The organism is Streptomyces pseudovenezuelae (assembly GCF_001513955.1).
GTDB classification, from domain to species: domain Bacteria; phylum Actinomycetota; class Actinomycetes; order Streptomycetales; family Streptomycetaceae; genus Streptomyces; species Streptomyces pseudovenezuelae.
The window spans coordinates 795,025-819,645 of sequence record NZ_KQ948149.1 but is presented as its reverse complement, the minus strand read 5'-3'; the positions used below and the strand labels follow the sequence as shown (position 1 = coordinate 819,645).

General features: G+C 70.8%; 20 protein-coding genes and 1 pseudogene. 9 read left to right on the top strand and 12 right to left on the bottom strand.

What is annotated here, in order from left to right; all coding sequences use genetic code 11:
• Positions 1-24 precede the first annotated feature (24 nt).
• Positions 25-1,497, bottom strand: coding sequence for a cellulose binding domain-containing protein (locus tag AQI94_RS27855; RefSeq protein WP_031061156.1), 1,473 nt, complete (start codon positions 1,495-1,497; stop codon positions 25-27).
• Positions 1,498-1,749: 252 nt separating this feature from the next.
• Here AQI94_RS27855 and AQI94_RS27850 point away from each other — a divergent pair, with 252 nt between their 5' ends.
• Together AQI94_RS27850 and AQI94_RS27845 are read left to right on the top strand one after the other, a co-directional pair.
• Positions 1,750-4,665, top strand: coding sequence for a glycoside hydrolase family 48 protein (locus tag AQI94_RS27850; RefSeq protein WP_062229984.1), 2,916 nt, complete (start codon positions 1,750-1,752; stop codon positions 4,663-4,665).
• Positions 4,666-4,937: 272 nt separating this feature from the next.
• Positions 4,938-7,598, top strand: a complete 2,661-nt coding sequence (locus AQI94_RS27845; RefSeq protein ID WP_031061837.1) for a cellulose binding domain-containing protein — start codon at positions 4,938-4,940, stop codon at positions 7,596-7,598.
• Between the two features lie 67 nt (positions 7,599-7,665).
• On the opposite strand, the gene AQI94_RS27840 is transcribed toward AQI94_RS27845, so the two are convergent.
• Both AQI94_RS27840 and AQI94_RS27835 read right to left on the bottom strand, forming a co-directional pair.
• Positions 7,666-9,561 (bottom strand): rhamnogalacturonan lyase, encoded by a 1,896-nt coding sequence (locus tag AQI94_RS27840; RefSeq protein ID WP_062229983.1) that lies wholly within the window; start codon positions 9,559-9,561, stop codon positions 7,666-7,668.
• A gap of 43 nt (positions 9,562-9,604) precedes the next feature.
• Positions 9,605-10,555 (bottom strand): helix-turn-helix transcriptional regulator, encoded by a 951-nt coding sequence (locus AQI94_RS27835; RefSeq protein ID WP_031061827.1) that lies wholly within the window; start codon positions 10,553-10,555, stop codon positions 9,605-9,607.
• A 62-nt stretch (positions 10,556-10,617) separates the two neighbouring features.
• Here AQI94_RS27835 and AQI94_RS27830 point away from each other — a divergent pair, with 62 nt between their 5' ends.
• Together AQI94_RS27830 and AQI94_RS27825 are read left to right on the top strand one after the other, a co-directional pair.
• Positions 10,618-11,097, top strand: coding sequence for a hypothetical protein (locus AQI94_RS27830; protein WP_031061824.1), 480 nt, complete (start codon positions 10,618-10,620; stop codon positions 11,095-11,097).
• A complete protein-coding gene (locus AQI94_RS27825) occupies positions 11,094-11,570 on the top strand; it encodes a hypothetical protein (protein ID WP_031061822.1) in 477 nt (158 codons plus the stop codon). Before AQI94_RS27830 ends, AQI94_RS27825 begins: the two co-directional genes overlap by 4 nt.
• On the opposite strand, the gene AQI94_RS27820 is transcribed toward AQI94_RS27825, so the two are convergent.
• Entirely contained in the window at positions 11,539-12,282 is a 744-nt protein-coding gene (locus AQI94_RS27820) for a class I SAM-dependent methyltransferase (protein ID WP_062229982.1), read from the bottom strand. The two genes, AQI94_RS27825 and AQI94_RS27820, sit on opposite strands and share 32 nt — an antisense overlap.
• A 4-nt stretch (positions 12,283-12,286) precedes the next feature.
• The gene (locus AQI94_RS27815) at positions 12,287-12,592 is read right to left on the bottom strand and encodes a 4a-hydroxytetrahydrobiopterin dehydratase (protein WP_031045703.1); all 306 of its coding nucleotides are present in this window, start codon (positions 12,590-12,592) and stop codon (positions 12,287-12,289) included.
• A 214-nt stretch (positions 12,593-12,806) separates the two neighbouring features.
• Here AQI94_RS27815 and AQI94_RS27810 point away from each other — a divergent pair, with 214 nt between their 5' ends.
• Positions 12,807-13,628, top strand: a complete 822-nt coding sequence (locus AQI94_RS27810) for a helix-turn-helix domain-containing protein (RefSeq protein WP_031045705.1) — start codon at positions 12,807-12,809, stop codon at positions 13,626-13,628.
• On the opposite strand, the gene AQI94_RS27805 is transcribed toward AQI94_RS27810, so the two are convergent.
• On the bottom strand, positions 13,610-14,035 hold the full coding sequence (locus tag AQI94_RS27805) for a hypothetical protein (protein ID WP_031045708.1): 426 nt from the start codon (positions 14,033-14,035) through the stop codon (positions 13,610-13,612). The two genes, AQI94_RS27810 and AQI94_RS27805, sit on opposite strands and share 19 nt — an antisense overlap.
• Before the next feature lie 244 nt (positions 14,036-14,279).
• Between AQI94_RS27805 and AQI94_RS27800 the strand changes: the two genes are divergently transcribed.
• From AQI94_RS27800 to narJ, 4 genes and pseudogenes are all read left to right on the top strand, one after another.
• Positions 14,280-15,143 (top strand): helix-turn-helix domain-containing protein, encoded by an 864-nt coding sequence (locus tag AQI94_RS27800; RefSeq protein WP_031045716.1) that lies wholly within the window; start codon positions 14,280-14,282, stop codon positions 15,141-15,143.
• A gap of 64 nt (positions 15,144-15,207) precedes the next feature.
• Entirely contained in the window at positions 15,208-16,008 is an 801-nt protein-coding gene (locus tag AQI94_RS27795; protein ID WP_031045718.1) for an SAM-dependent methyltransferase, read from the top strand.
• 82 nt (positions 16,009-16,090) lie between these two features.
• Positions 16,091-16,297, top strand: a pseudogene (locus tag AQI94_RS46415) (hypothetical protein); the annotation flags it as partial.
• 179 nt (positions 16,298-16,476) lie between these two features.
• The gene (narJ, locus tag AQI94_RS27790; protein ID WP_031045720.1) at positions 16,477-16,962 is read left to right on the top strand and encodes a nitrate reductase molybdenum cofactor assembly chaperone; all 486 of its coding nucleotides are present in this window, start codon (positions 16,477-16,479) and stop codon (positions 16,960-16,962) included.
• Positions 16,963-17,082: 120 nt separating this feature from the next.
• On the opposite strand, the gene dnaK is transcribed toward narJ, so the two are convergent.
• The 6 genes from dnaK to AQI94_RS27760 all read right to left on the bottom strand — a co-directional run bounded on the left by dnaK (position 17,083) and on the right by AQI94_RS27760 (position 24,593).
• Positions 17,083-18,942 carry a molecular chaperone DnaK gene (gene dnaK / locus AQI94_RS27785; protein WP_031045723.1) on the bottom strand — a complete coding sequence of 620 codons (1,860 nt, stop codon included), beginning with the start codon at positions 18,940-18,942 and terminating at the stop codon, positions 17,083-17,085.
• A 108-nt stretch (positions 18,943-19,050) separates the two neighbouring features.
• Entirely contained in the window at positions 19,051-19,809 is a 759-nt protein-coding gene (locus AQI94_RS27780) for a glycerophosphodiester phosphodiesterase family protein (protein ID WP_031045726.1), read from the bottom strand.
• Positions 19,810-19,816: 7 nt separating this feature from the next.
• Positions 19,817-21,160 (bottom strand): hypothetical protein, encoded by a 1,344-nt coding sequence (locus AQI94_RS27775; protein WP_031045728.1) that lies wholly within the window; start codon positions 21,158-21,160, stop codon positions 19,817-19,819.
• A 91-nt stretch (positions 21,161-21,251) separates the two neighbouring features.
• Positions 21,252-21,680, bottom strand: a complete 429-nt coding sequence (locus AQI94_RS27770; protein WP_031045731.1) for an OsmC family protein — start codon at positions 21,678-21,680, stop codon at positions 21,252-21,254.
• Positions 21,681-21,744: 64 nt separating this feature from the next.
• Positions 21,745-23,475, bottom strand: coding sequence for a vWA domain-containing protein (locus AQI94_RS27765; RefSeq protein WP_225890277.1), 1,731 nt, complete (start codon positions 23,473-23,475; stop codon positions 21,745-21,747).
• A 56-nt stretch (positions 23,476-23,531) separates the two neighbouring features.
• Positions 23,532-24,593, bottom strand: coding sequence for an ATP-binding protein (locus tag AQI94_RS27760; RefSeq protein ID WP_031045734.1), 1,062 nt, complete (start codon positions 24,591-24,593; stop codon positions 23,532-23,534).
• Between the last annotated feature and the right edge of the window lie 28 nt (positions 24,594-24,621).

The following is a 24,621-nucleotide window of genomic DNA, read 5'->3' as shown; positions in this document are numbered from 1 at the left end:
CGGATGGTGTCCGCCCGGCGGGTGCTATCCGTTCAGGGCGCGCAGATGGTCACGCAGCCCGGTGCCGAACGCTGTGGGTGTGCCGTCGTAGCTGCTGATCAGGGACGGTCCGGTGGAGCAGTCCCAGGTGTTCCAGGTCCAGCCGAGGTACGACAGACCGCGGTCGTCGAACCACTTCATGACCCGGTCGATGAATCCGTGCGCGCAGGTGTTCTCGCCGATCTCCCCCGCCACGAGGGGGACCTGGGCGGCCACCGGAGCGAGCGTGGAGTTCCAGCAGCTCTCGTCGGCGCAGGAGTTGAAGTTGTACACGTGCCAGGCGGCGGCGAGATTGCCCGCCGGGTCGGCAGGTTTGTACGCCCTCCACTGGCTGAGGTCGTTGGAGTAGGCGATCCCCCCGGCCAGGATGAGGTTGGTCGCGCCGGTGCCCCGGACGCTGTCGACGAGGTCCTGCATGCCGGCGACCTCGTACCCGATGCCCGGGCAGCTGCCGCCGTCCCGCCAGCACTGCCACGCCTGGGTGGTCGTGGCGGTGGCGCGGTCCGGGTAGGGCTCGTTGAACAGGTCGAAGACCACCGTGCGGTCACTCTTGAAGGTGTTGGCCACCGAGGCCCAGAAGGACGGCGTGTACTGCATGTCGGGCATCGGTTTCTGGCAGCTTGCGTGCACGTCGGAGCAGCCGGCGGAGTTGCCGGTGTACTGCCCGTGGGTCCAGTGCAGTTCGACCACGGGTGTCATGCCGTGCGCCTTGACCTTGGCGACCAGGCCCTTGACGGCGTTGATGTAGTTCGCCCCGGCGTAGGCCGGGTCGATGTTGCTCAGGCCGAGCCAGCACTCCTCGTTGAGGGGAATGCGGACCGTGTTGGCCTTCCAGTCGGCGATCGCCTTGACGGAGGCGTCGTCGACCGGGCCGTCGAAGATGCCCCGGCCCTGGACGCACATGAACTCGCCACCGGACCGGTTCACGCCGAGCAGACGGCGGGTCGCGCCGGCGGAGTCCACGAGCTTGTTGCCGGAGACCCGGAGCGCGGGGGGTGTCTCCTGGGCCGGGTCCGTGGGCTCTGGTGTGGGTGAGGGCTCGGCAGCCGTGTTGCAGCCGGCGCCGTTGAGCTTGAACGAGGTCGGTACGGCGTTGCTCCCCGACCAGGACGCGATGAATCCGGCGCTGACGCTCGCTCCGGTGGCCAGGGAGCCGTTGTAGCTCTCGTTGGCCGCGGTGACCGTCGTACCGGACTGGGACCATTTCGCGTTCCAGCCCTGGGTGAGCTCCTGGCCGCCGGCGAAGTCGAAGGCGAGGCTCCAACTACTCATGGCGGCCGTGTTGTTGGTGATCCTCACGGCACCCTGGAAGCCGCTTCCCCACTGGCTGGTGACGGAGTACTCCACCGAGCAGGCAGGGGCGGCCCCGGACGCTGAGACCACCGGCACCGTCACGGCCCCGACAAGGGCGACCGCGCCGGCAACGGCTGAGAGTACTGAACGCGGGGGGTGTCGCATGAGCGACTCCTTGCAGATCAGCGCGCCGTTACGGACGCGTCGACTGATGGAATCGCTCCCACTGGTGTCAAGGAAGGTAGCGCCAAGTGACGGCAAAGAACAGAGGGGTCACTTGACTTTCCTTCAGCCCCGTTCGTCGAATCTTTTCGACTCTTCACGAGCCTTGACCCCTTGAACCCCCGTCCTCACTATGGGAGCGCTCCCACTGGTTCAAGCCTTGACTTCTCCGAGCCGCACAAGGAGGAACCAGCAATGCCCCCCACCAGGAGACGCCGGACCGTTCGGCGATTGTGGACCGCTGTCGTGGCGGCCATGGCACTGCCGTTCGCGATGCTGAGTGCGGCTTCAACTCCCGCACAAGCAGCGGCAGTTCAGTGCAGTGTCGACTACAAGACCAACGACTGGGGCTCCGGCTTCACCGCGGATCTGACGATCACCAACCGCGGCACGGACGCCATCAACGGCTGGACCCTGAGCTACAGCTACGCGGGCAACCAGAAGCTGAGCAACGGCTGGAACGGCACCTGGTCCCAGTCCGGCCAGGCGGTCACGGTCAAGAACGCCACCTACAACGCGAACATCGCCGCGGGCGCCGCCGTCACCACCGGGGCGCAGTTCACCTACAGCGGCAGCAACGCCGCTCCCGCCAACTTCGCGATCAACGGCACCAGTTGCACCGGCGCCCACCAGCCGCCGATCACCGTGCTGACCAGCCCGGCCGCGGGCGCGGTCTACACCCAGGGCAGCGCGGTACCCCTGGCGGCGACGGCCGCGGCCGCGGACAACGCGACCATCAGCAAGGTGGAGTTCTACGACAACACCACGCTGCTCGGCACCGACACGACCTCGCCGTACTCGCTCTCGGTCTCAAGCTTGACCGTGGGCGGTCATTCACTGCTGGCGAAGGCGTACGACAGCCTGGGCGCGTCCGGTGAGTCGACGCCGGTCGGCATCACGGTCGCCTCGGGTCCCGCCATCGTCGCCTCGGCCACCCAACTGGCCGTCCAGCAGGGCAAGACGGGCACGTACACCGTGAAGCTGTCCACGCAGCCCTCGGCCAACGTGACCGTCACGACGGCCCGCACGAGCGGCAACTCGGGTCTTTCGGTGACCGGTGGGGCCTCGCTGACCTTCACGCCGTCGAACTGGAGCACCGCCCAGACGGTGACCATCACCGGCAACGCCTCCGGGACGGGCGCGGCGACCTTCGAGTCGACGGCGACCGGGCACGCGAAGGCCTCGGTGAATGTCACCCAGATCGCGGCGACGGGCACCTACAACGCGCGCTTCCTGGATCTGTACGGCAAGATCACCAACCCGGCGAACGGCTACTTCTCCCCCGAGGGCATCCCGTACCACTCGGTCGAGACGCTGATCGTCGAGGCGCCCGACCACGGCCACGAGACGACCTCGGAGGCGTACAGCTACCTCCTGTGGCTGCAGGCCATGTACGGCAAGGTGACCGGTGACTGGTCCAAGTTCAACGGTGCCTGGGACATCATGGAGAAGTACATGATCCCCACGCACGCCGACCAGCCGACCAACTCCTTCTACAACGCCTCCAAGCCGGCCACCTACGCACCCGAGCTGGACACCCCGAACGAGTACCCGGCCAAGCTGGACACCGGGGTGTCGGTGGGTTCGGACCCGCTCGCCGGTGAGCTGAAGAGCGCGTACGGCACGGACGACATCTACGGCATGCACTGGCTGCAGGACGTCGACAACGTCTACGGCTACGGCAACTCGCCCGGCAAGTGCGAGGCGGGACCCACCGACACCGGACCGTCGTACATCAACACCTTCCAGCGCGGTGCGCAGGAGTCGGTGTGGGAGACGGTGCCGCAGCCGACCTGCGACCAGTTCAAGTACGGCGGCAAGAACGGGTACTTGGACCTGTTCACCGGTGACTCCTCCTACGCCAAGCAGTGGAAGTTCACCAACGCCCCGGACGCCGACGCGCGCGCCGTGCAGGCCGCCTACTGGGCCGACAAGTGGGCCAAGGAGCAGGGCAAGGGCTCCGACGTCTCCGCCACCGTGGGCAAGGCCGCGAAGATGGGCGACTATCTGCGCTACGCCATGTACGACAAGTACTTCAAGAAGATCGGCAACTGTGTCGGTCCGTCCACCTGCCCGGCCGGCACCGGCAAGGACGCCTCGATGTACCTGCTGTCCTGGTACTACGCCTGGGGCGGCGCCACCGACACCTCGGCGGGCTGGGCCTGGCGCATCGGCTCCAGCCACGCGCACGGCGGCTACCAGAACCCGATGGCGGCCTACGCGCTGAGCTCCTACGCCGACCTCAAGCCGAAGTCGGCCACCGGAGCGGCGGACTGGAACACCTCGCTGGGCCGCCAGCTGGAGTTCTACCGCTGGTTGCAGTCCGACGAGGGCGCGATCGCGGGCGGCGCGACCAACAGCTGGGCGGGACGCTACGCGACTCCCCCGGCCGGGAAGTCGACCTTCTACGGCATGTACTACGACCAGCAGCCCGTCTACCACGACCCGCCGTCCAACCAGTGGTTCGGCTTCCAGGCGTGGTCGATGGAGCGGGTGGCCGAGTACTACCAGCAGACGGGGAACGCGCAGGCCAAGACCGTCCTCGACAAGTGGGTCAAGTGGGCGCTGTCCCAGACCACGATCAACCCGGACGGCACCTACCGGATCCCCTCCACGCTGCAGTGGTCGGGCCAGCCCGACACCTGGAACGCGTCGAGCCCCGGCGCCAACAGCGGCCTTCACGTCACCGTCGCCGACTACACCAACGACGTCGGGGTGACCGCCGCGTACGCCAAGACCCTGACGTACTACGCGGACCGCTCGGGCGACACGGCCGCCGCGACGACCGCGAAGTCCCTGCTCGACGGCATGTGGAGCAACTACCAGGACAGCCTGGGCGTCGCGGTGCCGGAGGACCGCGCGGACTACAACCGCTTCGACGACTCGGTGTACGTCCCGAGCGGCTGGACCGGGACCATGCCGAACGGTGACGCGATCAACTCGTCGTCGACCTTCGAGTCCATCCGCTCCTTCTACAAGAACGACCCGGCCTGGTCGAAGATCCAGGCGTACCTCGCGGGCGGCGCGGTGCCGTCGTTCACGTATCACCGGTTCTGGGCCCAGGCGGACATCGCCCTGGCCATGGGTTCGTACGCGGAGCTGCTCGAATAGCCCCCGCCAGGCGCTCCGCGCGGAGGCGGTGCTTTGCGACTGCGGGTCCGCTGTGGCCGGCCGCGCAGTTCCCCGCGCCCCTGGAGGGGCGCACACAGCACCGTCTCCGGCGCGGAACCGCTTGAAGGCTCCACGTACGAGGCCCCGCCACCGGACGGCGGGGCCGACCGGCCGGGCGGCCCCCTCCCGCACTGGGGGTCGCCCGGCGACTCTCGCGCCGTACGGAAAGCGCTTACCCCCCACGCTCCCCCCTTTCCGGAAAGGACTCCCCCGTGCGAAGAACCCGCATCCTCACGGCCGTGCTCGCGCTCGCGGCCGGGCTGCTCGCCGGCACCCCACCCGCACTGGCGGCCGACAGCCCCGCGAAGGTCTCGCTCGCCGCCGACACGTACACCTGGAAGAACGCCCGGATCGACGGCGGCGGTTTCGTGCCGGGCATCGTCTTCAACCGCAAGGAGAAGAACCTGGCGTACGCCCGCACGGACATCGGCGGGGCATATCGCTGGCAGCAGTCGACGAAGACGTGGACGCCGCTGCTGGACTCGGTCGGCTGGGACGACTGGGGGCACACGGGTGTGGTCAGCCTCGCCTCCGACTCCGTGGACCCGAACAGGGTGTACGCGGCCGTGGGGACGTACACCAACAGCTGGGACCCGAAGAACGGCGCGGTCATGCGGTCCTCGAACCGGGGCGCGAGCTGGCAGAAAACCGACCTGCCGTTCAAGCTCGGCGGCAACATGCCGGGGCGGGGCATGGGCGAGCGGCTGGCCGTCGACCCGAACAGGAGCAGCGTGCTGTACCTGGGCGCGCCGAGCGGCAAGGGGCTGTGGCGGTCCACCGACTCGGGCGTGACCTGGGCGCAGGTGGCGAACTTCCCCAACGTCGGCAACTACCAGCAGGATCCGGGCGACACCAGCGGATACGCCAGCGACAACCAGGGCATCGTCTGGGTCACCTTCGACGAGTCGACGGGGACGTCCGGGAACGCCACGAAGACGGTCTACGTCGGGGTCGCCGATCTGCAGAACTCGGTGTACCGCTCGACGGACGCGGGCGCGACCTGGACACGGCTCGCGGGTCAGCCGACCGGCTATCTGGCCCACAAGGGCGTGCTGGACGCGGCGAACGGCTATCTGTACCTCTCCTACAGCGACAAGGGCGGGCCGTACGATGGCGGCAAGGGCCAGGTGTGGCGGTACGCGACGGCGACCGGCACCTGGACGAACATCAGTCCGGTCGCGGAGGCCGACACCTACTACGGCTTCAGCGGGCTGACGGTGGACCGGCAGAAACCCGGCACGGTCATGGCCACCGCCTACAGCTCCTGGTGGCCGGACACCCAGATCTTCCGCTCCACGGACAGCGGGGCGACCTGGACGAGGGCGTGGGACTACACGTCGTACCCCAACCGCGCGAACCGGTACACCATGGACGTCTCCTCCTCGCCGTGGCTCACCTGGGGTGCGAATCCCTCGCCGCCCGAGCAGGCGCCGAAGCTCGGGTGGATGACGGAGTCGCTGGAGATCGACCCCTTCGACTCGAACCGGATGATGTACGGGACAGGGGCGACGCTCTACGGCACGGAGAACCTCACGAACTGGGACTCCGGCGGGCAGTTCGCCATCAGGCCGATGGTCCAGGGCCTGGAGGAGACGGCCGTCAACGACCTGGCGTCGCCGCCCTCGGGCGCCCCGCTGCTGAGCGCCCTCGGTGACATCGGCGGCTTCCGGCACACGGACCTCACCAAGGTCCCGTCGATGATGTTCACGTCCCCGAACTTCACCACGACCACCAGCCTGGACTTCGCCGAGACGAACCCGAACACGGTGGTGCGGGCGGGCAATCTGGACTCGGGCCCGCACATCGCGTTCTCGACGGACAACGGCGCCAACTGGTTCGCGGGGAGCGACCCTTCGGGGGTCAGCGGGGGCGGGACGGTGGCCGCCGCGTCGGACGGCAGCCGCTTCGTGTGGAGCCCGGACGGCGCCGGCGTGCAGTACACGACGGGCTTCGGCTCGTCCTGGTCGGCGTCGAGCGGGATCCCGGCCGGGGCGGTCGTGGAGTCGGACCGGGTGGACGCGAAGACCTTCTACGGCTTCAAGTCCGGCAAGTTCTACGTGAGTTCGGACGGCGGGGCGACCTTCACGGCGTCCGCGGCGACCGGACTGCCCGCCGGGGACAGCGTGCGCTTCAAGGCGCTGCCCGGCGCGAAGGGCGATGTCTGGCTGGCCGGCGGGGCGACCGACGGGGCGTACGGTCTGTGGCACTCGACGGACGGGGGCGCGAGCTGGACGAAGCTGTCGAACGTCGACCAGGCCGACGCGATCGGCTTCGGGAAGGCGGCGACGGGGGCGTCGTACCAGACGCTCTACACCAGCGCGAAGATCGGCGGTGTCCGTGGCATCTTCCGCTCGACGGACAAGGGCGCGAGCTGGACCCGCATCAACGACGACGCCCACCAGTGGGGTTGGACCGGTGCGGCCATCACCGGTGATCCGCGGGTGTACGGCCGGGTGTACGTCTCGACGAACGGCCGGGGGGTGATCTACGGCGACTCCTCCGACACCGGCGGCGGCACCGGCCCGACGGACCCGACCGATCCCACGCCCACCGGCGCCTGCGCGGTGACGTACAAGGTCACCAACCAGTGGTCGGGCGGCTTCCAGGCGGATGTCCGGCTCACCAACACGGGGGCAGGCGCCTGGACCGGCTGGGCACTCGGCTGGACTTTCCCCAACGGCCAGACCGTCTCCCAGACCTGGAACGCCGAGACCGCCCAGTCGGGCGCGACGGTGACCGCGAAGAACGTCAACTGGAACGCCAACGTGGCGGCGGGCTCGTCGGTGAGCTTCGGCTTCACGGGCACCTGGTCGGGCACCAACGGCAGACCGACGGCGTTCAAGGTGGGCGACCACAGCTGCGCGGTGAGCTGAACCGATCGGGGGCGTGCGCGAAGAGGCCCCGCCCGGCGGCACCGGGCGGGGCCTCAGCGTGTCCGCTTCAGGGGGTGTAGACCGTCGGCCGGGGTGCCGTCGCCATGCCGTTGCCGAGGAAGAAGCTCGGGTGCGGTGGCTGGTTGTAGGCGGTGTTCTGCCAGGCCAGGCCGGTGCGGTACATCGTGTCGTGGAGCAGGGTGGTGATCTTCGTCGCCGTCTCGATCGGGGTCGAGTAGATCCGCAGGGCCCTGTTGTCCGACGTCGGCCAGACGACCTCCTCGCGCCAGTCGCCGAGGATGTCGCCGGACAGCGACGGGGTCGCCTTGGTGCCGTTGTTGGAGTGCACCGACGCTCCGGTCAGCAGGCGGGTGTCCGACGAGGTGCCGTACTTGTCGATGTGGGTGCCGTCGAGGAGTTCGCGGACCGTGTCGCCGTCCCACCAGGACAGGAAGTTCACCGAGGACGGCTCACGGCCCTTGGTGGCACCGGCCTCGTCGCGGATCGAGGAGTCGGAGGCGGACCAGACCTCGGCGCCGTCGTTGCCCGCCCAGATGTCCCCGGCCACGCCACGGCCGTTGTCGCAGCACGCGGCCAGTTTCCAGTTCACCGTGCCGTTCGCCGGGTTGATGTACAGCTCGGCCGGCTGGGAGGCCGATTCGGAGACCTTGAAGTACTCCAGGCCCGGGTGGGAGGGGTCGAGGTCGCCGAGGTGCTGGGCGTCGCCGTGGCCCGTCTTCGTGGTCCACAGCCCGTTGCCGTTGTCGTCGACCGCCATCGCCCCGTAGACGATCTCGTCCTTGCCGTCACCGTCCACGTCACCGACGGACAGACTGTGCGAGCCCTGGCCGTCGTAGCCCTTGCCGCTGTTGGTCGACGAGTTGGTGTCGAAGGTCCAGCGGCGGGTGAAGGCGCCGCCCCGCCAGTCCCAGGCCGCGATCACCGTGCGGGTGTAGTAGCCGCGGGCCATGACGAGCGACGGGCGGGCGCCGTCCAGGTACGCCGTCCCCGCGAGGAAGCGGTCCACCCGGTTGCCGTACGAGTCGCCCCACGACGACACCGTGCCCCGCGCCGGGACGTAGTCGACGCTCTGCATCGCCTTGCCGGTCTGTCCGTTGAACATGGTCAGGTACTCGGGGCCGGACAGGACATAGCCGCTGGAGTTGCGGTGGTCGGCGGACGCGCTGCCGATCACCGCGCCGGTGCCGTCCACCGTGCCGTCCGCCGTCTTCATGGCGACCTCGGCCTTGCCGTCGCCGTCGTAGTCGTACGCCTGGAACTGCGTGTAGTGCGCGCCGGAACGGATGTTGCGGCCCAGGTCGATCCGCCACAGCCGGGTGCCGTCGAGCTTGACGCCGTCCAGGATCGTGTTGCCGGTGTAGCCGGACTGGGAGTTGTCCTTGGCGTTGGTCGGCTGCCACTTGAGGACGAAGTCCAGCGCCCCGTCGCCGTCGAGGTCGGCCACGGACGCGTCGTTGGCCTCGTAGGTGTAGGCGACGCCGTCCGGGGTCGTACCGCCGGCCGGCGGGCTGATGGGCACGTCCTTGTAGCCGCCGCGGAGTTGGACCGCGTGGACGGAGTCGGCCTGCTCGACGCCGCCCACGATCGCGCGGACCGTGTAGTCGGCCTCGGCGGGCGCGCCGGAGTGGAACCAGTTCGTGGAGCCGGTGACCGGGGCCGAGTTGACCTTGGTGCCGGCGCGGTAGACGTTGAAGGAGACGTCGTTCGGGTCGGTGCCGAGCCAGCGCCAGCTGACCAGGTTGCCGCTGCCGGTGTGCACGCTGACGACGCCCCGGTCGAGCTTCTCGACCTGGCGGGCGGTGGCGGCCTCGGCCGTACCGGGTGACAGTGCGGTCAGGCCGGCCGCCACGAGGGCCACGGCGGCGGTCGTGGCCGAGAGGAGGACTCGGCGTCTGCGGTGCGGGCCGGGTCGCGGGCTTGCGTGCGGGTGCGGGTGCTGCACGGGGTGAACCTCCGAAGCAGTGGGGACGGACGGGTTCCGCCCCTCAGTCGCCGCTCGCGGAGGTCGCGTTGCCGTATCTTTCGGCCAGTTCGGCGACCGTCCGGGCCATCCGTTCCCGCAGCTCGGGGGGTTGCAGGACCTCGATGCCGGTGCCCAGGCGCAGGAATGCGCCATGCGCGTGCTCGACGGACTCGACGGGGACGCGGGCCACGGTCCAGCCCCGGGAGTCCGTGCGTTCGGGGACGGCCCTCGGCAGGGTCACCCCCGGAGCCAGGCGTACGACCGCCTCGCCCCGGTACAGCCGGTCGTGGAAGTCGCGCTGGTACGCCGTCCAGTAGGCGGCCAGGTCGAAGTCCTCCGGGCGGGCGAACTCCTCTTCCAAGGTGGTGAGTTCGAGGATCTGGTCGACGCGGAAGGTGCGCGGGCCCGGACCGGCGACCACGTACCAGCGCCCCGCCTTCGAGACCAGCCCGTACGGCTCCAGACGGCGCCGGACGTCCGTCGGCTCACGCCAGCGGCGGTACACGACATCCAGAACGCGGCTGTTCCATACCGCCTCCGCCACCTCCGGCAGATACGGCGCCTCCTCGCCGTCCGCGTACCACCCGGGCGTGTCCAGATGGAAGCGTCCGCTGATCCGGTCCGCGTGGCCCCGCAGTTCCGCCGGCAGTGCGGCCCGCACCTTCAGCTGGGCCGCGGCGAGCACCGGGCCGAGGCCCAGCTCTGCGGCGGGCCCCGGGGCTCCGGCCAGGAACAGCGCCTCGGCCTCGGCCGCGGTGAGGCCGGTCAGCCGGGTGCGGTAGCCGTCGAGGAGGCGGTAGCCGCCGGCGTGGCCCGCGTCGCCGTAGAGCGGGACCCCGGCCGTGCCGAGTGCCTCGACGTCCCGGTAGACCGTGCGCACGGACACCTCCAGCTCCTCGGCGAGCTGGGCGGCGGTCATCCGCCCCCGGGTCTGGAGCAGGAGCAGGATCGAGACGAGACGGCCGGCCTTCACGTCCCCAGGATCCCAGACTCCACTGACAGGGGATGTCAGTGAAGGGGGCCTAGCGTCCCGCCATGAGCTTCACCGAGAAACTCCTCACCGTGCTCCCGCCGATCGAGGTCGCCGGGCGGCACGTCAAGCGCTACCACGTGACCGCCGACCCGGCCGGCATCGCGCCGGACGTCGAGAAGGCCGCGTACGAGATCCTCCCGGAGCTGCTGCCGGAGCCGGACGGCACTCCGCCCGCGACCTTCGTGGTGCTGCACCGCGGCAACGACGACGGTGCCTATCTGAACGCGTACAGCTGGGTCTGGGACAACGTCCTGCATTTTTGCGGTGCCTCGGCCGGCCAGCCGGTGCTGGGCTGCCCGGACGACGACCCGACCCGCTTCGTCCGGCCCGAACTGCCCTGGATCGGCTGTGTCTTCGAGCTGCCCCCGATCCTGCACGAGCGGAACGCCTGGGTACGGCACCTGCTCACGCCCGAAGTCCCCGACCTGGCCGCCTACTTGGCCGACTCGTTGCCCGATGGAACCACCGGAGGCCGCTCATGAGCAGCCCGCACGACTTCGCCTTCCTCCACGGCGAGTGGGAGGTCGCGAACCGCCGCCGCACCGACTTCCTGGATCCGGAGAGTCCTTGGGAGGAGTTCTGGGCGACCAGCAGTTGCCGGCCGCTGTTCGGCGGGGCGGCGAACCTCGACGAGATCGACATGCCGTACCTCGCAGCGCAGGGCGCGACCCTGCGTCTCTTCGACCCGGAGACCCGGCTGTGGTCGCTGAACTGGGCGGCGAGCCGCACCGGGAAGCTGTTCCCGCCGGTGACCGGCCGGTTCGAGGGCGGACGCGGCGAGTTCCACGGCGACGACACGCACGACGGGAAGGACGTGCGGGTGCGGTTCGTGTGGGCGGACGTCTCCCCGGCCGGCGCCCACTGGGAGCAGGCGTTCTCCGTCGACGACGGCCGGACCTGGGTGACCAACTGGACCATGGTCTTCAGCCGGCCTTCCGGAACGCCCGGACGCTGAACACCGGTTCGGGGCGCGGGAGTTCCTGGTCGGGCAGCTGTTCCAGCCGCTCGGCGAACCGTTCGGTGAGCGGATCGCCGGGCGGCAGCCGGGTGAACCAGCCGCGCCTCAGGTCGGCGGCCGTGCGCCGGGGACTGCGGCCCTGACCGCGGCCCGTGAAGCGGGCCCGTCCGGTCGGGTGCAGGAGGTGGGCGGCGGCGTAGGACTCGACGAGCGGTGCCGCGTCCGGGGCCGGGCGGCGCGGGCGCGGGGCGAGGACGGCGTCGATGTCGCTGCCGACGTCGTGGGCGGCGGCCTTGTCGACGGTGGTGACGTACACCCCGCCCGGCCTCAGGACCCGGGCGCACTCGGCGACCACGGCCCGGACGTCCTCGGGCCGGTCGAGGAGGTGCAGCAGCCACACGCTGGTGACGGCGTCGAACACGCTGTCGGGGAACGGCAGCGCGCGGCTGTCGGCCAGCACCACCGCTCCGGGCAGCCGTACGGCGGCCGTGCGGGCCATGCCGTAGGTCAGGTCGGCGCCCGTCACCCGGGTCCCGGGCCGGGCGGCGGCGAGCCTGCGGGTGACGATGCCGGTGCCGCAGGCCACGTCGAGGAGGCGCCGGGTGTCCGCCGGGATCAGGCCGAGCACCGCCTCCGCGGCCGCGGCGGCCCTGGGCTCGCCGCCGCGGGTGGCGTCGTAGGCGTCTGCCTCCTTGTCGTAGTCGAGCACGGGCTCACCGGGCTCCGTGACCGGCGGCGAGCGCCTCCACCCGCCGGGCGAGCTCGAAGTCCTTCTCGGTGAGGGCGCCGCCCGCGCTGTGCGTGTGCACGGACAGCGTGACGGTGTTGTAACCGAGGGTGAGGTCGGAGTGGTGGTCCAGCTCCTGCTGGACCTGGGCGATGTGCACGACCAGGGCGGTCGCGGCGAAGTGGTCGCCGAGACGGTACGAGCGGGTGAGGCGGCCGTCGTCGACGGACCAGCCCGGCAGTTCCGCGAGCCGGTCCTCGATCTCCTTCTGCGACAGGGGTTCGACAGGCATGGCCTCGCTCCTTCCTGGGGGGGTCGGGGTGTCTTCAGCGTCCCACAGCCGTGCCGCTGCGGCCCTGGTCAGCCGGGTTCCCGGTGGCCGGGCGAGGACACCTACGCCCGCAAGGTCATCGGCGGGACGGTCCCCGGCGGCCGGGTGCGTCACCCGCAGGGCGACCCGCTCCCGCATCCGCTCCCGCGCCCGCTCCTCGGCTACCGTCGTAGACATGACCCTTGATCCCTCCGGTGCCGCCACCCGCTCCGACCTGGGCGTCGGTCCGCTCCTGCGTGCCTGGCGGGAGCAACGGCGGGTCAGCCAGCTGGAGTTGGCGCTGCGGGCGGACTCCAGCGCGCGGCACATCAGCTTCGTGGAGACGGGACGGTCCCGGCCGAGCGAGGAGATGGTGCTCAGGCTCGCCGAGCATCTGGAGGTACCGGTCCGTGAGCGCAACGCGCTGCTGCTGGCGGCCGGTTACGCCCCGCGTTTTCCGGAGACCCCGCTGGACGACCCGGCCCTCGACGCCGTGCGCGAGGGGATCGAGCGGCTGATCCAGGGCTATGAGCCCTACCCGGCCCTGGTCTTCGACGCCTCCTATCACGTGGTGGCCGCGAACCGGGGGATCATGATGCTCCTCGACGGCATCCCGGAGTCCCTGCTCCGGCCCCCGCTCAACACCATGCGGCTGACCCTGCACCCGCAGGGGCTCGCCCCGCGCATCCGCAATCTGCGGGAGTGGCGCGGCCATCTGCTGGAACAGATGCGGCGGCAGATCGCCCTGCGCCGCTCGGAACAGCTGCGGGAGCTGTACGAGGAGGTGGCCGCCTATCCGGTGCCGGGTCCGGAAGGGGCCGACGACGGACCGGCCGAGCCGGTCCCCTACTTCGCGCTGCCGATGCGGATCGAGCACGAGGGCCGGACGCTGTCGTTCGTCTCGTCCACGTCCACCTTCAACACCCCCATGGACGTCACCGTCGCCGAGCTGGCCATCGAGACGTTCCTCCCGGCCGACCCCGCGACGGTGAAGTACCTTCACACGCTGCTGCCCTGACGGGCCTTCAGTCCCGTGTACTGGAGCAGCGCGAACCCGAGGACGGTGACCGCCTGGAGCACGGTCCACACCGCACCGGCCGTGCTCGGTGACAGCCACAGTCCGAGGGCGGCGCAACTCAGGGCGGCCCACAGGAGGTTGGCCTCGACTACGGCGCGCACGGCCGGCGCGGGCGGGCGGTCGCGCGAGGCGAGCAGGCCCACGACGGCACCGTACGCCACGAGAAAGGCCCCGAGTCCGGGCAGCAGCCCGGAGTCGACGCCCACGAACCGGGCGACCGGCCCGGACAGGACGAGATACACGAGACAGTTCGCGCCGGTCACCACCGCGTCCAGAGCGAGGAAGCGACGCAGCATGGTGTGCGGGTCGGTGGTCCTGGCGAGTGCGGCGAGCCGGGTCGCGGACATGCGGGATCACCCTCCGTCGAAGTGGGAAGCGAGCAGGCCGGAGCCCAAGGGGCCGGCCGGGGAAGCGGGTGGCGGATCCCGGACCGGAGTGCGCCGGCCCGGAACCCGTGCTCACCACGATGCCGGGCGCCCGGCCCGCGGTCGATTACCCGGGAGGTAAGGAAGGAAGCGGTCGTGACCGGTGAGACCGGCACGGGAACATGGCACACTGCACGCAAGCTTCGACGCGTAGGGGAGGCGTGGCGTGAGTGAGCGGCGACCTGCGCCGACCGTGGGCCAGGTGGTGCTCGGCAGACGGCTTCAGGAACTGCGGGAGGCGGCCGGCCTCAAGCGCGAGGAGGCCGCTCAGGCACTGCGGGTGGCCCCCGCGACCGTACGGCGGATGGAGATGGCCGAGGTCGCCCTGAAGATCCCCTATGTCCAGGTGCTTCTGGAGACGTACGGGGTGCCGGAGGACCAGGTCGAGACCTTCGTCGAGCTGGCCGAGGAGGCCAACAGACCGGGCTGGTGGCAGCGGTTCCACGACGTGCTGCCCGAGTGGTTCAGCCTCTATGTGAGCCTGGAGGGCGCGGCCGGGATCATCCGCTCCTACGAGCCGCACTTCGTGCCCGGACTGCTCCAGACCGAGGACTACGCGCGGGCCGTCATGGAGGCCGGGACGATCGGGCAGTCGGGGCCCGGGGCGCTGGAACGCCATGTGTCGCTGCGCATGGCCCGGCAGCAACTGCTGGAGCGCCCGAACGCGCCCCATCTGTGGGTGATCATGGACGAGACAGTGCTGCGCCGCCCGGTCAGCATCCGCTCCCAGGTGATGCGCGAACAGCTGGACAAGCTCCTGGAGTTCGCCGAGCGCGACCGTGTCACGCTCCAGGTGTGCGAGTTCGAGGAGGGCCCGCACCCGGGGACGTACGCGCCCTTCTCGCTGTTCCGCTTCTCCGAGCCGGAGCTGCCCGACCTGGTCTTCACCGAGTACCTCACCGGTGCGCTGTATCTCGACTCCCGTCAGGAGGTCGCCACGCACCTGGAGGTCCTGGACCACATGTCGGCGCGAGCCGCGTCGGCCGAACGCACGAAGAAACTGCTGCGGGAGCGCCGCGAGGACTTCTGAGCGGGGCAGCACGACGCACAGGGTCTCCACCACAGGGCCTCACACACAGGGGAGAGGACACCGCATGACCGGATCCGACGCCGCGATACCCGCCATCGACACCAGTCGGCCGCACCCGGCCCGGGTGTACGACTGGTGGCTGGGCGGCAAGGACAACTACCCGGTGGACGAGGAACTGGCCCGCCGGATCCTCGCCGTGGACGGCGCGGCGGTGCGCGGGGCGCGCGCGAACCGGCGTTTCATGCACCGGGCGGTGCGGACGGCCGCCGAGGCCGGCATCCGCCAGTTCCTGGACATCGGCACCGGCATCCCCACCGAGCCCAATCTGCACCAGGTGGCACAGGAGATCGCCCCGGAGTCGAAGGTCGTGTACGCGGACAACGACCCGATCGTCCTCCGGCACGCGCAGGCCCTGCTGCACAGCACTCCCGAGGGCGCCACGAACTACGTCCACGCCGACGTCCGCGAACCGGACACCGTTGTGCGGCTGGCCGCCGAGACGCTGGACTTCTCGGAGCCGATCGCCCTGTCCCTGGTGGCGCTGACCCATTACCTGAGCGACGACGCGTACGGGCTGCTCAAGCGGTACGTCGACGAGCTCGCCCCGGGCAGCTTCGTGATCCTCTCCCAGGTCACGCCCGATCTGAGCCCCGAGGTCATCGCGAAGGCCGCCGAGCAGTTCCGCCGCAGCGGCACCCCCTTCTTCCCGCGCTCGCTCGCCGAGTTCTCCCGCTTCTTCGACGGTCTGGAGCTGCTCGGCCCCGGGGTGATCCCGGTGTCGGGCTGGCGTCCGGGCCCGGAGGACGTGGCGGCGCAGGCGGAGGGCATCGTGCCGGTGTACTCGGGGGTCGCCCGCAAGGTCTGACCCGTACGGGTGCCGTGAACGGGTGCGCTCCCGCGCCCCGCCCTAGGTTCGAAGGAGCCGCGGGCAAGCCAAGGGAGCGCACGTGACCGACACCCGGACACCGCCGAAGGAGCCCGGCGCGGCGCTGCTGCGGGCGGGGCGGTTCTTCCGGCCGGGCAGGGCGGCCCCCGACCTGCACAGCATCGGGCTGACCGGCGGGCGCGAGGCGGACGCCTTCTACCGGGACCGCTGGAGCCACGACAAGGTCGTGGACTCCACGCACGGCGTGCACTGCACCGGCTGCCCGCGCCGCTGCCGGCGGGCCCGCGGACGGACCGGTGCAGCCTCGGTCACGAGAGGGATCCCGGCATGGGCGGGGACGGGCCGTCCGGGCAGGACTCGGGGCGCGGGCAGCTGCCGCCGGTGTCGGTGGAGAACTTCCACGTGCTGCGCAGACGGCGGACCACGGACGACGCGGAGGAGGCCTTGATGCCCTCGGACGCAGTGCTGTACCAGGCGGCGGCGCTCTGCCTGACGTATCCCGACGACGACTTCCGCGCGCGGCTGCCGCTGCTGCGCGAAGCCGCCCCGCAGCTGCGGGAGTTCGTCGACCACGCGGCGGTGACGCCCGCGCCGGAACTGGCGGCGCACTACGTGCAGGTCTTCGACTCCGAGAACCGGCACAGTCTGTATCTGAGCCGGTGGCAGGACGGGGACACCCGGCGGCGCGGGATGTCGCCGGTCCGCTTCAAGGAGGTCTACCGGGCGGCCGGGCTGGAGTTCACCGGCGAGGAGCTGCCCGACTTCCTCCCCGCCATGCTGGAGTTCGCGGCTCGCACGGGGGACCTGTGCCTGCTCACCGAGCACCGCGACGCCCTGGAGCACCTGCGCTCCCGGCTCACCGCCTTCGGCACACCGTACGCGACGGTCCTGGACGCGGTGTGCGCCACGCTTCCCTCGGGGGCGCGCCGATGACCACCCTCCCGTGGCTGTACCTGTTCCGCCCGTACGTGATCCACCGCAGCCGCGACCCCGGACAGCCGGGGCCGCGGCCGGAGCGGCGGGGGTGGGAGCGGACGGAGAACTGACGGTCTCTCAGGCGGCGCCGCCCTTCTGGTCCTTGTCGTCGTCCACGATCTCCGCGTCGACCACGCCCTCCTCCTCCTGCGGTGGGGAGGCCGACTCGTCCTGCGGGGGCTGCTGCTGGGCCTGGGCGTACATCGCCTGGCCCATCTTCTGGCTGACGGAGGCGAGCTTGTCGACCCCGCCCCGCAGGGTGGCGGTGTCGGCGTTCTCCTCCAGGAGCCGCTTCAGTTCGGAGACCGCCGACTCGACCTCGGTCTTCGTGTCCGCGGCGACCTTGTCGCCGTTCTCGCGCACGAACTTCTCGGTCTGGTAGACGAGCTGCTCGGCCTGGTTGCGGGTCTCGGCGGCCTCGCGGCGGTTGCGGTCCTCCTCGGCGTACTGCTCCGCCTCGCGCATCATGCGGTCGATGTCGTCCTTGGGCAGCGCCGATCCGCCGGTGACCGTCATCTTCTGCTCGCGCCCGGTCGCCAGGTCCTTCGCCGAGACGTGCATGATGCCGTTCGCGTCGATGTCGAAGGCCACCTCGATCTGGGGGACCCCGCGCGGAGCCGGCGGCAGGCCCGTGAGGTCGAAGACGCCGAGCTTCTTGTTGTACGCGGCGATCTCGCGTTCGCCCTGGTAGACCTGGATGCCCACCGAGGGCTGGTTGTCGGTGGCCGTCGTGAAGATCTCCGAACGGCGGGTGGGGATCGTGGTGTTGCGTTCGATGAGCTTCGTCATGATGCCGCCCTTGGTCTCGATCCCCAGGGACAGCGGGGTGACGTCGAGGAGCAGCACGTCCTTCACGTCGCCGCGGATGACACCCGCCTGGAGCGCCGCCCCGACCGCCACGACCTCGTCGGGGTTGACGCCCTTGTGCGGGTCCTTGCCCGTGAGCTCCTTGACCAGGTCGGTCACCGCGGGCATCCGCGTCGAGCCGCCGACGAGGATCACGTGGTCGACCGCGGAGAGCTTGATGTTCGCGTCCTTGACGGCCTGGTGGAAGGGCGTCTTGCAGCGGTCGAGCAGATCCGCGGTGAGCTCCTGGAACTGCGCGCGGGTCAGCTTCTCGTCGAGGTGCAGGGGGCCCTCGGCGGAGGCGGTGATGTAGGGCAGGTTGATCGTGGTCTCGGAGGACGACGACAGCTCGATCTTCGCCTTCTCGGCCCCCTCGCGCAGCCGCTGCAGGGCCATCTTGTCGTTGCCGAGGTCCACGCCGTACTGCCCCTTGAAGCGCTTGACCAGGTGCTCCACGATCCGGTGGTCCCAGTCGTCGCCGCCCAGATGCGTGTCGCCGTTGGTCGCCTTGACCTCGATGACCCCGTCGCCGATCTCCAGCAGGGACACGTCGAAGGTGCCGCCGCCGAGGTCGAAGACCAGGACCGTCTGCTCCTCGCCCCGGTCGAGGCCGTACGCCAGGGCCGCCGCCGTGGGCTCGTTGATGATCCTGAGCACCTTGAGGCCGGCGATCTCCCCGGCCTCCTTGGTGGCCTGGCGCTGGGTGTCGTCGAAGTAGGCGGGCACCGTGATGACGGCGTCGGTGACGTCCTCGCCGAGATAGGACTCGGCGTCCCGCTTCAGCTTCTGCAGGACCCTCGCCGACAGCTCCTGCGCCCGGTACCGGGTGCCGTCGATCTCACCCTGGTCCGGGAAGCGCCAGCTCCCGTCGCCCATGTGCCGTTTCACGGAGCGCGCGGTGCGCTCGACGTTGGTCACGGCCTGCCGCTTGGCGACCTCGCCCACCAGCACCTCGCCGTTCTTGGCGAAGGCCACGACCGACGGTGTGGTCCTGGCCCCCTCCGCGTTGGCGACCACCGTGGGTTCACCGCCCTCCAGTACGGCCACCACCGAGTTCGTGGTGCCGAGATCGATCCCGACCGCACGTCCCATCGCTGTCCCCTTCCGCCAGGAGTGTCGCCACGGAGTTCCGCCTGGGAGCCTTCCCGCACTCCAGCACAAAACTTGAGTGCGCTCTTGTCAATGGTGCGGGGGGCCTGCTCAGTGGGACGAGTACCCCGGCGAACGCACCTCGTGCGGTTCCCCGCGCAGCGCTACGGCCCGTCGCGGCCGGTCGGTGATCAGGACGTCCACCCGGGGGTGGTCGAGGAGGGTACGCATCAGGGTGTCCTCGTTGACCGTCCAGACCATGGTGAACAAATCGTGGCGGGACGCCTCGCGCAGCACGTTGGCGCGGGCCAGCCGGTGGTGCACGGCCACTCCGCTCGCGCCGCAGGCGCGCACCCGGCGCATCGGCAGGAGCTCGCTGAGGCGGACCCCGGCCAGCCGGGAGCTGGCGATCTCCCTGCCGTCCCGCCCCAGCGACAGCGCGGTGCGCACCTTCGGGAAGGCCCGCGTGACGGCCGCGACGGAACGGTCCTCCAGGGTGGTGGCGACGAAGCCGTCCGCACCGAGCAGGGTGACCGCCCGGTCGATCAGCTCACGCTCGTAGCCGGTCTCCTTCAGGTCCAGGTGGCCCACCATCCGCCCCGCGATCAGGGACATGACGTCGTCGACGACCGGCACGGGATGTCCGGCACGCTCGCTGAGCTCGGCGTACGGGATGCCGGCCAGCGGCGGCCCGTCCGGCCCCACCCGGGCGTCGTGGTGGACGACGAGGACCCCGTCCGCCGTACGCCGGATGTCGAACTCGACGTACTCCGCCCCGGACCGCAGCGCGTCCTCGTAGGCCTCCCAGGTCGCGCCGGCGGCACGCTCGGACCCGCCGCGGTGGGCGGAGACGGCGGGGCGTCGGGACATAGGGCGGTCAGCCTCCGGACGGTGGGCGCTGGGCGGGGACCGGGGCGGCCGGGGTCAGCAGGGGGCCGGAGCGCCTGCCGGTGCGGATGATCCGGACGTAACCGATCACGGCGAGCACGAGGAAGGGCACCCAGGCCAGCAGGTACGCCGGGAGGTACCGCGCGTCGAAGACGGAACGGTGCGGGTTCACGGTCGTGGCGTTGGCGCCGAAGAACGCGAGCAGCAGGGTCGGCGGCAGGGCGATCAGGGTGGCGACCGCGACGAGCACCGACACCGTACGGTCCCGGCGGTCGTCGCGCTCCGAGAGCTCCGCGTCCAGGGCCGCCGAGCGGGCGCTGATCACCGAGGTCAGCCGCTCGACCATGCGGGCCGAGTTGTCCAGGCTCTCGCGGATGCCGAGCGCGTCCCGCAGGGAGGACTGGAAGGCCTCCATGACCATCTCCGGGATCAGCAGACTGTCGACGTACGCCTCCACCCCGAAGGCCAGGTCCAGCTGGAGCTCGTTGACGCCCGCGGACAGCTGGGAGATCAGCGAGCGGATCTCGTACGGCGAACTCGCCGAGGCCTGTTCGTTGGCCCGCATGGTCTCGAACGCGGCCAGCCGGGTGCGCTGGAGCACCGCGAGCGCGGAGACCATGCCGATGGCGACCAGGATCAGGCCGTTCTCCACGTGCTCGGCCCAGCCGACGTGGACGGAGACCCCGCGGCCGTGCGCGGAGAGCGTGGCGCCGTGCGCCCTCAGGTGGGGCGGCTCCGACGTGGCCGTCCGGCCGCGGTACACGATCTGGTTGAGCACGACCGACTGCCGGGCCGCGTCGACACCGAGCAGCTCTTCGCGCAGCTCCCCGCCGGGGAAGACGAGTTGGTGGACGTTCTGGCCGAAGGCGAGGGGTTCGCGGGCCGCGAGCCGACGGCTCAGCACATCGAGCAGCGGCCGGTCGCCGAGGGTGATCAGGTCCCGGTCGAAGCAGGTGTCGGCGAGCCACGCGGCCAGGGCGTCGGGGGCTGTCCGGCCGGCGAACGCGCAGTCCAGGATCAGGGTGATGTCACCGCGCGGGGTGACGAGCACGGCCAACTCGGCGGACGCCAGGGCGAGTCCGCGGTGGCCGTGGGGCAGCCCCAGCTCCCCGGGTGTCACGTCCTGCACGAGCACCGGCACGGGAAGCACCGCCCCGCTGGACTTCAGATGCAGGGCGAAGCGTCCGAAGTCGAACCGGTCGACCAGGCTGCCGAGCGAGGGCCCGCGCGGGTCCAGCCTGCCGCTGAGGCTGAACAGCACCAGGACGCGGGTGAGTTGACGGGTCCCGGAGTCGAGTTCCGCCGTGCCGCCTGCCGTTGTTCCCGTAATCATCGCGTCCCTTCCCCACCCTGGACGTCGCGCCCGAGTCGGGCAGCGCGCAGACCGCTCCGGACGAGCGGTCTGCGCGGCCCGGTGCCTCGGCTCAGGCGAGCTTCGCGTCCAGCGTGATCGGTACGGCCTTCAGGGCCTGGCTGACGGGGCAGTTGGCCTTGGCGTCGGTGGCGGCGGCGAGGAAGCCGTCCTCGTCGAGGCCCGGCACGGTGCCCTCGACGGTGAGGTGGATGCCGGTGATGCCCTCACCCGGCTGGAAGGAGACGTCGGCCGAGGTGACGAGCTTGGTGGGCGGGGTGCCCGCGCCGTTCAGGGCGTGCGACAGCGCCATCGAGAAGCAGCTGGAGTGCGCGGCGGCGATCAGCTCCTCGGGGCTGGTCTTGCCGTTGGCGTCCTGGGAGCGCGAGGCCCACGTGACCGGCTGTGCCTCGATGGCACCGGAGGAGTCGAAGTTGACGACACCGCTCCCCTCGAGGAGGTTGCCTTCCCAGACGGTGTGTGCGGAGCGCGTGGTAGCCACGGTCAGTCCTTTCGTGTGGTCCCGCTGACGGGGGTGTGCGGGAACCATCCGATCACACTACGGCTCAGCTCACGCGGAAGACCGGCCCCCGTGCGGTGAACGGCAGCCTGGCCCCCTGCGGGATCAGATAGGCGTGCTCGCGGCGGACGCGCAGCACATCGCACCAGCCGTCGGTGATCACCAGCACGGGCGCGCTCGCGGGAAAGTCGTCGGCGCGGTGCAGGAGGTCGATGCCGGGCTGCAGGACGGTGCCGCCACGGCCGTGCACCCGGACCCGCTCGGCGATCTCGGTCACGGGCAGGTAGCCGGCGTCGTGCGGGGCCGCGTCGCAGAACACCACCCGGGCGGCGGGTACGTCCCGGGCGCCGGCGTACGAGGCGATCGCGCCGAGTGCCTTGCCGAGCAGGGTGCGGCTCATCGAGCCGGAGGTGTCCAGGACCACGCCGAAGGTGCAGCGGGCGATCTCCTCGGGCGGGAAGTACCGGCCGGCGCGCGGGATGTCGGGGGTGGAGGACTGGCGGCGCGAGGGACGGGCGTAGGACCGCGCGGCCTGTGGGCTGGGCACGAACTCGTCGAACCAGCGGGCGAGTTGCGCGTCCCAGGGCAGCGGCGGATGGCTGAGCGCGCGGATCTCCTCGACCAGGGCGCCGGGCAGGAAGCCGCGCTCCTGCCGCTGGTGCAGGTCGAGGCCCTGGGCGAGGCCACGGCGGTAGAACTCGTCGAGGTCGACGTAGTCGCGGGGCGAGCCGAGCGGGCCGCCGAGGATGTCGCCGGCGCCCTTGCCGCGCAGCGTGGCCAGCCGGCGCATGCGGCGCAGGTCGCCGGCGACGCGGTCGTAGACCTCCTCGGAGGAGAGGCCGGTGAGCTCGGGGTCGTGCAGCAGGCCCTCGGGCATGGTGCCGATCCGCATCTCGTTCAGCCAGCCGTTGATGACGTAGTCGCAGGCGACGTTGAAGAGGTAGGGGTCGCGGGTGCCGCAGCGGTCACCGTGGCGCAGGGCGGCGTGCAGCATCTCGTGGGCGAGGACGAACCGCCATTCCTCGTCGTCGAAGCGGCGCAGGGGGTTGATGTAGATCTCGGCGGCCTCGGGGTTGACGGCGGCGATCGCGATGCCGTGGGCACGGGCGAGTTCGACGTCGGCGACCAGTTTGATGCCGGCCGCGATGCCGCCGAGCAGCGGGTACGAGGAGATGAACCAGCTCAGGGCCTGTTGCCAGGGGCGCAGCGTGGGCGCCTCGCCGTCGAGGGAGTCGCGCCGGCCGCCCGCCATGTCCATCGCCGCCGACACGGTCCGGGTCAGGGCGGTGGCGAACGCCAGCTGCCAGTCGGGCGGCTGGGACCAGCCCGCCCACCGGAGCAGCAGCTGGTCGGGCTCGGGGCCCGCGGTGCCGCAGTGCTCGTAGACGGCGGGGATGCCGTCCCGGCGCCAGCGGGCGGCGAGCTGCTCCTCGTCGCCGTCGGGGTAGGAGGCGGGCAGGTGCTCGGGGGTCCTGCCGACCGTGAAGCCGAGCAGGAAGCGGTTGACGACGACACAGCGGGCGGCGAGGTCGAAGCGGTCGGGCTGGGTGCGTTCGCCCTGCACCGCCGGAACGTGTCCGAAGCCGAGGTGCAGGACGGCGTGGGCGAGGGCCCAGGCCCAGGCGGCGGGTTCGGCGAGGCGGTCGGGGTGGGCGTGGACGTCTCCGTCGGAGTCGACGACCACCAGCCCGTCCCGGGGGGCGAACCGGCACTCCTCGCGGCGGCAGACGTCGAACTCGACGGCCGCGAGGGCCGGGTTGACCCGCATCAGCCGCATCCCCTCGGCGAACGCCTCGCCCGCGAGGTCCCGCTTCTTCTTCGCGGGGCTGCGGCTCACCGCCGCGCCTCCACCAGACGGGGCATGTCCCGGGCCGCCTCGACGAGGAACCAGGAGGGCAGAACCGGGTTGCCGTCGGCGTCGGAGGCGATGACGGTCTGGGCCACCTCGACGGAGATCTCGGCGAGCTGGACCAGCAGCGACTTGGCGCGGTACGCGGTCTGGCGGCCGTTCGCCGACATGTGCTCCTTGCTGACCGGGAGTTCCTTGACCAGTCGGCCGCGGAAGGACTCGGCGAGGTAGTAGAGCAGGTCGCGGTCCTCCAGGCGGTTCGGCCAGCGGGCGTCGCCCTTGATGATCGCCTCGATGCCGAACCGGCTGCGCACGATCTTGACGTAACCGCAGAACGCGGTCGCGTGCCGGGGGGTCAGCGTGCCGTGCGCGAGGACTTTCAGGGTCTCCTCGTCGAGGTCGAGGCCGAAGGAGTGCAGCGCGTCGGAGAGCATGTGCCAGGAGCGGGGCGTGGAGAAGGGCTCCTCGGTCTTCGGCGGCTTGGACCACAGGTGGTCGGGCCGGTCGGTGAGGTGGTCGAGGATCCAGGGGTGGATGCCGTTCTCCGCGGCCCACACCAGCCAGTCCTTCGCGGACGCCTCCAGATGGACGTGCGTGAGGCGGTTGACGAGGGCGGAGGCGATGGGCCGGGCGAGGGCGTTGTCGGTGGCCCGGTTGCCGGCACCGATGACGATGGAGCCCTCGGGGAGTTCGTAGTCACCGATGCGGCGGTCCAGGATCAGCGAGTAGAACGCCTTCTGCACATCCGGTGTGGCCGCGTTCAGCTCGTCCAGGAACAGACAGTACGGCTCGTCACGGGCGATGGACCGCGGCGGGCAGAACACCGACCGCCCGTCGCGGATCTGCGGCACCCCGATCAGGTCCTCGGGGGCGAGCTGCGTACCGATCAGGCTCACGCACTCCAGCCCCAGCGACGCGGCGAACGCCCTGACGAGGGACGACTTGCCGATGCCGGGGGCACCCCAGACGAAGACGGGCCTGACGGTGGCGAGGCCGAGGAGGAGATCGGGTATGCGGGAGGGCGAAACGGTGACGGCAGCCTGCAAAGCGGTGGCTCCAGGGGTGTTCGAGAAG